The following is a 736-nucleotide window of genomic DNA, read 5'->3' on the forward strand; positions in this document are numbered from 1 at the left end:
CGATCGCACCCTCGACGCGCTCGATGCCGTAGACCGGAGTGTCGGCCGGAAGCCGCTTCATCAGCGGCTCGTAGACGACGGTCGATCCGCCGGCCGGGTGGAACACGAACAACGGCACGTGCGAGCTTCCCTCTTTCGGGGCCCGCAGGGTACGGACGAATCCGTCGACCACGCCCTCTTCGAGCTGATCGCGCACGATCGTGGACAGCTCTTCGATGTTCTTCGCCGAGCGCACCTGCTCGACCGAGACAGTGCCCTCGGCCCGCTCGGAGAGCCGCTCGGACAGCTTCGTCGCCGGCTCGTCATCGACGAAGGGCAGCTCGGTGAAGATGCCGCCCGGCGACTTGCCGGTGACGAGCGCCCAGGTCGCGAACGTGACGCGCTCGGCGGCGTCACGCGGGGGCACGTCGGCGCCCAGCGCCTCGGTGACCGCTTCCGGGGTGAGCACCTTGGCGGCCGCCGCGGCCGCGGTGGCCTTGCTCGGTCCGGACGGATCCGACGGCGGAGCCGGGATCGCCGGCCCGCTCGGATCGCTGGGCGGCGCCGGGATGTCCAGCGCGGGCGCGGCTTCAGCGACTTCAGCGGCTTCAGCGCTGTCTTCGGAGGTCTTCTCCGCCAACGGATGTCCGGCATCGGCCAGCTTGGCCTCGAGCTCGGCGACCGTGGAGGCACCGCCCAGGAGTTCGGACTGCTCCGCAGCGATCTCTTCGGCCGTCTTGCCCTTCTGGGACTCGGC

1 protein-coding gene is annotated in these 736 nt (G+C 70.7%); it reads right to left on the reverse strand.

The features are described from left to right. The coding region (locus RNC47_RS36050; RefSeq protein WP_449657368.1) for a thioesterase domain-containing protein at positions 1 to 736 on the reverse strand (736 nt) is incomplete at both ends.

It is taken from the genome of Streptomyces millisiae (genome assembly GCF_031845425.1).
GTDB classification, from domain to species: domain Bacteria; phylum Actinomycetota; class Actinomycetes; order Streptomycetales; family Streptomycetaceae; genus Streptomyces; species Streptomyces millisiae.